This window comes from Desulfogranum mediterraneum DSM 13871, from assembly GCF_000429965.1.
Classification (GTDB): domain Bacteria; phylum Desulfobacterota; class Desulfobulbia; order Desulfobulbales; family Desulfobulbaceae; genus Desulfogranum; species Desulfogranum mediterraneum.
On record NZ_KE387006.1, the window covers coordinates 260,245 to 266,480 of the forward strand.

At 48.9% G+C, this 6,236-nt stretch carries 5 protein-coding genes and 1 pseudogene; 3 read left to right on the plus strand and 3 right to left on the minus strand.

Annotated elements, in window-relative coordinates:
- Positions 1-114: 114 nt before the first annotated feature.
- Both G494_RS0119355 and G494_RS0119360 read right to left on the minus strand, forming a co-directional pair.
- On the minus strand, positions 115-309 hold the full coding sequence (locus G494_RS0119355) for a hypothetical protein (protein ID WP_028585838.1): 195 nt from the start codon (positions 307-309) through the stop codon (positions 115-117).
- A 115-nt stretch (positions 310-424) separates the two neighbouring features.
- Positions 425-853, minus strand: coding sequence for a PACE efflux transporter (locus G494_RS0119360; protein WP_028585839.1), 429 nt, complete (start codon positions 851-853; stop codon positions 425-427).
- Positions 854-1,430: 577 nt separating this feature from the next.
- On the opposite strand from G494_RS0119360, the gene G494_RS0119370 reads away from it, so the two are divergent.
- Positions 1,431-2,183: a helix-turn-helix transcriptional regulator gene (locus tag G494_RS0119370; RefSeq protein ID WP_028585841.1), complete on the plus strand. Its 753-nt coding sequence runs from the start codon at positions 1,431-1,433 to the stop codon at positions 2,181-2,183.
- Between the two features lie 228 nt (positions 2,184-2,411).
- Positions 2,412-2,738 (plus strand): DUF3795 domain-containing protein, encoded by a 327-nt coding sequence (locus G494_RS0119375; protein ID WP_084457110.1) that lies wholly within the window; start codon positions 2,412-2,414, stop codon positions 2,736-2,738.
- Between the two features lie 784 nt (positions 2,739-3,522).
- Here the strand turns inward: G494_RS0119375 and G494_RS0119390 are convergent.
- On the minus strand, positions 3,523-5,436 hold the full coding sequence (locus G494_RS0119390) for a DUF2235 domain-containing protein (RefSeq protein ID WP_028585844.1): 1,914 nt from the start codon (positions 5,434-5,436) through the stop codon (positions 3,523-3,525).
- A gap of 572 nt (positions 5,437-6,008) precedes the next feature.
- Between G494_RS0119390 and G494_RS27490 the strand changes: the two are divergent.
- Positions 6,009-6,236 (plus strand): annotated as a pseudogene (locus G494_RS27490) (IS5/IS1182 family transposase); the annotation flags it as partial.

Consider the following 6,236-nt stretch of genomic DNA (forward strand, 5'->3'; position numbering starts at 1 on the left):
TTAAAGGGGGTATTGCACTGCTTGTGCAATACCCCCTTTCTTGGTCTAAGGAGACAGGCCACGGTTTTGGCTGGGGTATGATTAAGCCATGGCCTGTCCTCTGATGGTTTGTAATCACCAGGCTGGAATATTTTGAACCAACTTGTCGTTGCTGTATAAATCTACATGCGTAACCCTAAGCGCTCCCTCTCTAGGTATCTCTTGAGCATTCAAAATCATCTCTATGATCGATACCGCTGATTTCTTGTTGTTGTAAAAATAGGTTTTTTCGGTGTCATCTTCATAGGTGAAAATAGCTTTGAAGTTCATTGTTGGATCCTCCTGTCGTTATTGTGTTTGTTAGGACGGTCTGTTGTTCAGGTTATCCGTGGCTCGGTAATTTAATTGTCAAATTCTTAAAGTAATACATTGGTACGGTTGACATCTACATCGGAGCGGTGTCCGGAATCGGCAGAAAGTAATCATATGCCCAGTTGAAAGCAAAGGCATAGATTAGAGCGAAGGTGCTAAATCCAACATCGGTTAAAAATGCCTGCCACAATGATAGATCAAGGGTGAAGGCGATAAGGGGGAGGGCTGCCAGCAAAAGACTTGCTTCAAATAAAATCGCATGTATTGCACGAAGTTTTGCCGAGCGATTTGCTAATGATCGTCCAAGTCGTAATAAAACATGGTCAAATATTACGTTGTAAAGATAGTTTACAATCATCGCTATAACGGAGAGGCAGATAGTTAAGCCTCCGGTATGCAATATATCTTTTTCAAGTACTATCGATACCATCGGAGAACAAAGGAGTACTAAACCTATTTCGAATAGGACCGTGTGGCGAACTCTGTCTTTTGTTGATCTCACTGTTAACTCCCCACTAATTTTTATTACCTGCTAGCCAGGACCCTTTTGATGTCGCGTCAAGCATGTACGCCAAGGCGCTTTGTTGGAACGTTAATCCGGCAAATTGTCTTTCCGGAAAGATACTTTGCCGCAAAATTACCTTTCCCGCAAGATAATTTTGCGGTGTAGTTTCAGCTAGAGTGAATAGACAGGAGGGCTGGACGGAGAATAGCTTGGTATTTCAACTGCTTGTCCTGGTGATAAAAACTGGCCGGAAGCTTGGAAAGAAATCGAACCTGAGATGATTTTGTTGCTCAAGATTGGAGAACAGCTTCAGGGGGAAATTGTTCGTGCAATCGAAAAAAAAAGTATATGAGACGGTGACTTCAATGTACTCTTTCACCTGCATGCAGGCGCCCCTCAGGTTCCCACATCTCTTCAGGCGGTCTGACTGGAATCCTTCGCCGTTTAGAATTGGACGCCCGTCATCGGGGTGCGTCATCAGGGGACTGCCGCGTTTTAACGATGGAACCGCACTCTACCCAAAAACGTGGCTTGTCCCTCTGATGCTACTTTCATCGAACAATCAGGAGTGGTTTTGCAGGATAATCATTACATTGAGTATGCCCCACCCTTGTGCTTGCAGCCGTTGGTGCATTGCTATTGGTCGTACTCTGCTCATTCCGCCAAGAGCCTGGCCACTTCGAATCCAATTATCCCAGATGGCTGCGTGGATATAATTTTTGACTTGAATGTCCCCACACAGTCAAAATGTCTGGTTGTTGGTCCGATGACAAAACCGATACAAAATACAAAAAGCAACCTGTTTGGAGCCAGGTTCAAGCCGGGGATGGCCTCACTGTTTTTTCCTTCGCCTCTTAAAGAGATGGTTGACCAGATCGTTGAGATAAATGATCTCCAGGGTCAAGAAACTGATACCATGGCGGACAGTTTGGCCAACATGAACTGCCCTCAGGAAAGATTGTCGCGCATCAGCTCAATGTTTCAGCAGATATTATCTGATCAGCCAGTATTTGAAAAACAAATACAATCTGCCATCTCTATAATTGAGTTGTCGAGTGGGAGGGTAAGTATTCAGGAAATTACTCAAAAAATTGGCTGTAGTCGTCAACATCTTACCAGGAAATTTCAAAGGCACACCGGCTTGACGCCAAAATTCTTTTCTCAGGTTGTCAGAGTCAATCGACTTATTGAGATATACAAAACAAACTCAACATCCAGTCTTGGTGACCTGGCACAAATATGCGGCTACTATGACCAGTCCCACATGATCAGCGAATTTAAAAAAATCACAGGCATCACGCCGCAATCGTTCTTGAAAAACGCATAAATGTTCCATTCTTCCAATACAGCATTCGGCAAATATCGTACCTTGGACCTTGGCTGAAAATAACACTAGGGTACCTTGAAAAATGAGATTTTTCGATCAAGATCAAGGCGCGCGATAAATTTTACCGTAGGCATATATTTGATATTCCGAGGATAAAATTTTGAGCGCAACGCCGAGATTGGAAGAAAAAGAATTTTTTCAAGGTGGCCACTATAAATGGAGGGAAACATGATTGCTTATTGCGGAATGGATTGTGAGAAATGTGAAGGGTATCTGGCAACCCAAGAAAACAGCGATGCTAAAAGGGTCGAAGTAGCCGAGAAATGGAGCAGGGAGCATAACGCGGATATCAAACCCGAGCAAATCAACTGCACTGGCTGCAAGTCAGAGGGGCTCAAGTTTTTTTTCACAGAAAACATGTGTCCCGTGCGAAAATGCAACAGGGACAAGGATACAGTTCACTGTGCCAAATGCAGTCAGTATCGGTGTGAAACACTGGAAGCGTTCATCAAGGAGGCCCCGCCTGTTGGAGAGGCCCTTGAGAATTTGAGGTGAAATGGGAAAGAGGTGCAATCTCGGCAGGAGGCGCTAAGCTTGGTATCAAGCCTTTGCATGGCAATAACACTGAGCTTTGCAAGGGGCTAATCTGAAAAAACAGGATCTGTTATGCTTTTGCCAGCCTCCGGATAGCCTGAACCCCATTCTTGTCTCATCTGGGCCCGGAGGCCATTGATGTGGGTCCGGGCCTATCTTGTTGGTTAAACCTGGTCTGAGGCGAAGAAGTATACAATTTTCGGGTCTATCTTGATTTCAAAACCCATGAGCAGCGAGGGGCTCTTTCCTCTCTTCATTCTTGGTTGTCATTCCCGCGCAGGCGGGAATCCAGTCTTGGAGAAAGGATGCAGCGCCCTTAACCTGGATGCCCGCCTGCGCGGGCATGACGGAGAAAGAGAATGGGGCAATCCGAATCTCCTAACCGCCTTGTTGATGTAACAAGCTTTGGCTTAAGTCCTTCATAGCTTTTGAGCCTGAAGGTGAGGTCATGATTACTTCAAAATCGGTTCAGAAGGCATTGAATTCCTGGCCAGGCCTGTTTTCTCCTAAACAATGCTGCGGGGCGGATTTGCCTGCTCAACTCTTTTGGGAGATCCGGATATAGCCCAATTTTCATTGCCCCTATCGTTGATGCGGCCCACCAGCTTGAACCAGGGTTCGGAGATAAGCCGTTGGAGCGGGATCCGGAGTTCTGTCATCCAGGGGGGTACGAGGCCCGAGGCCCGCCGGGCCAGCCTCGTATGCGCCGTCAAACGAGTTGTCATCACCTGCTGGAACTTCCACCTCAAAGCGGTATCTTTTCCCTCTTTCCAGAAAGATTGCCACTGGCAAAGGCGGGCCTGTTGATATTGAACTCCATTGTCCGGGACGCGGTGAGCGTTGTCGCGCCTTCTGTTGCTTGGTGGAGCTGGCCGAAGACGCTACGCAGGTGAGAGACGGTCCGTCCGGCAAGCATGGCCAGCAGGATCAGGAAGCCCGCAAAGACCAGATTGACCACAATCTTCTTCATCCTCCGGATAAATTCGGAGCAGGCAAATTTCCTGAGCCTATTGATGAGTGCAGGAGAATATTCAGGAGGGACGCCTGTGGCCATGGGGGTGTTCTTGCTCTTCAGCGTAACCCACGCGGCTGCTGCCTTGGCCTGGGTTTTCTTCAGCAGGATAACTTTTAGGGAGAGGAGGACAGAATAGATGCCGACAAAACCCCAGAGCCAGGAAGGGTTCTGCCTCAATGCCTCGATCCAGCCGCGAGCAAAATAAGGAAGCATGTTGATGGCCAGTTGCAGAACCGGATCGAGCAGACAGGCCGTCTCCTTGCAGGTCCCGTCCTGGTCCCAAGCCAGAAAGAACCTCGAGTAGAGGAGGACGAGTGTCACGGCCAGCAGAACTCCATAGAGCCACCTGCGCATGAAGATAACATCCCGGGCCGCCTCCATTGCTGCGGCTCTTTTTTGGGCGTCGGCGTTGGTCTCGTAAACTCTTCTGGTCCCGGTTGAACTCCTTCTGGTCCAAACGGTCTCGTAATTTTCCGGCAGGCCGGTGGGGGCATAGGGAACCACGTTGCCCTCGATCCTTTCCAGTACCCCGTTGTGGATCTTTATGCTGTCGATCCTGACCCCGTCGGTCTTACCGATCTGCTCGATGTCGCGCGGTTTGTAGCGGTAATAGGCGGCCAGTCCGCGCCGGGAGTCGTGCTGGATCCCGTGCCATTCAGATTTAGTGGTATAAAGCCTGCGCACCTCTGGGATGAAACGAAGGCCGCCGGGACCTTCGACCTTGGTGATCATCCAATCCAGGGTCACCAGGGCGAGTTTGTTTCTCGGGTAACCGCCGCCCACGTCGGAGTGCACCCCCGGGAACCAGACCTGCTCGATCCGGTCGGGATCTTCACCGCCCGGTTCGTTCCAGAGAATGGGGTGGAAGGTATGGCGCTCGTCGTCTATGGAGAGCGCCTGACAGGCTTTTTTGACCATGCCTGGCAGGTCGTTGTTGGTAAACCGAATTGGAAAGATGAACCGGTCCCAGAGTTCGGTGATTTCGTCAACGGGAAAGCCGTAGGCGTCAACGGTGTCCCAGACGCCAATGAACTCTATGGACGGTTTAGTAGGGCCGGGGTCCTGGCAGGGGGCGTCGTCGGCAAAGATCTTGCGTACTTTGCGATATCGTTGATACAGCCATCCGGTATTTTTGCCGGCCCGGTAGGAGTTGAAGATCCTCTCCGCCTTGTCGCGCAGGTCCTCGTTGTCTTGAAAAGGAGTGCACAGGCCGCACTTGTCAATCAGGTCAGCGAGAATACGGACAGTAAAGGCTCCCCGGCTGAAACCAAAGAGGTAGATCTTGTCGTCCTGGTAATCTTTGCCGTCCTTTTCTTCAGCTCTGCTTTCGGAGGGGACCGCATTGTCTGTATTCTCTCCCTGGGTTCCCTTTCTCTTGGCCTCTTCTTCGTAATCTTTCTTGGAGGTATAGTTTCGGCAGAGGAAGGTGTAGAGGTCAAGCACGTTCCTCTTGAGGCCCCAGCCAAAGGCCCCTCCCAGGAGTTTGAAGACGATGAACTCCTGGGAGCCCACGCCGTCGTCATAACAGGCGATCTGATTCCTTTTATGAAAGTCGAGAGCGTCGTAGAGCCGCCAGACATTGGTTCGGTGCCTTTTGGCAGCGCCGTTTCCGGTACCGTCTGACAACAAAATGATGTTTTTCATTCAAAAACCTCCCCCCTTATCTGGCTGATGGACGAAAAGAGATCACGGTGTCAGGTCCGGTACCTTGTTCCGGCGCAAAGCGACCGGCAAGGGGCTGGACCGAGGCAGCACCATGATTCCAGGCGGCGCAGCCGCCAGGAAGGTGATGATCGCCGCTTTGTCCGCTGCATCATCTCGTTAGCTTGATCTGGTATCGATAGGTTTTCTTATATTCCTTTCCTTTTCGGTTTAATGATTGATAATGCGACCTGGTAATATCGACTGGTTACATGCCAGGCGGTCTTTGTTAAACAATTGTATCAAGTAGTTATTGTGGCAAGGCCCCGTTTAATGCCGTTCTACCCAATTATGCCTTTGTTTTTTTTAGAATATTATTAGCAAACATGAATTCTTCGAGTTTTTCATAGGATTGAGAGCCCATTAATTTGGTTCCGTTCATTATATAAGGGTTCCTTGAAAATTAAATACAGTAATTCGCAGCATCTTGACAGTTAACTTGCTGTTTTTGCATAAATTTGGTACAATTCTGTCGATTTGAGATCAAGCGGTAACCTTACTCGATGGAGACAACCATGATTCAGCCCGGCTTTTTCGATCTGCAGGATAGACTGCACAAAATTGACAAGAATGGTGACCCCCTCGCTAGGCTGAATGAGGTTATTGATTGGGAATTGTTCCGACCGGCTATCGAAAAAGTCCGCAATAAGAAACGAAAGTCAAACGTTGGCCCCAGAGGATACGATGCGATATTGCTGTTCAAGATCCTTATCCTGCAGTCACTGTACAACCTGTCGGATGAG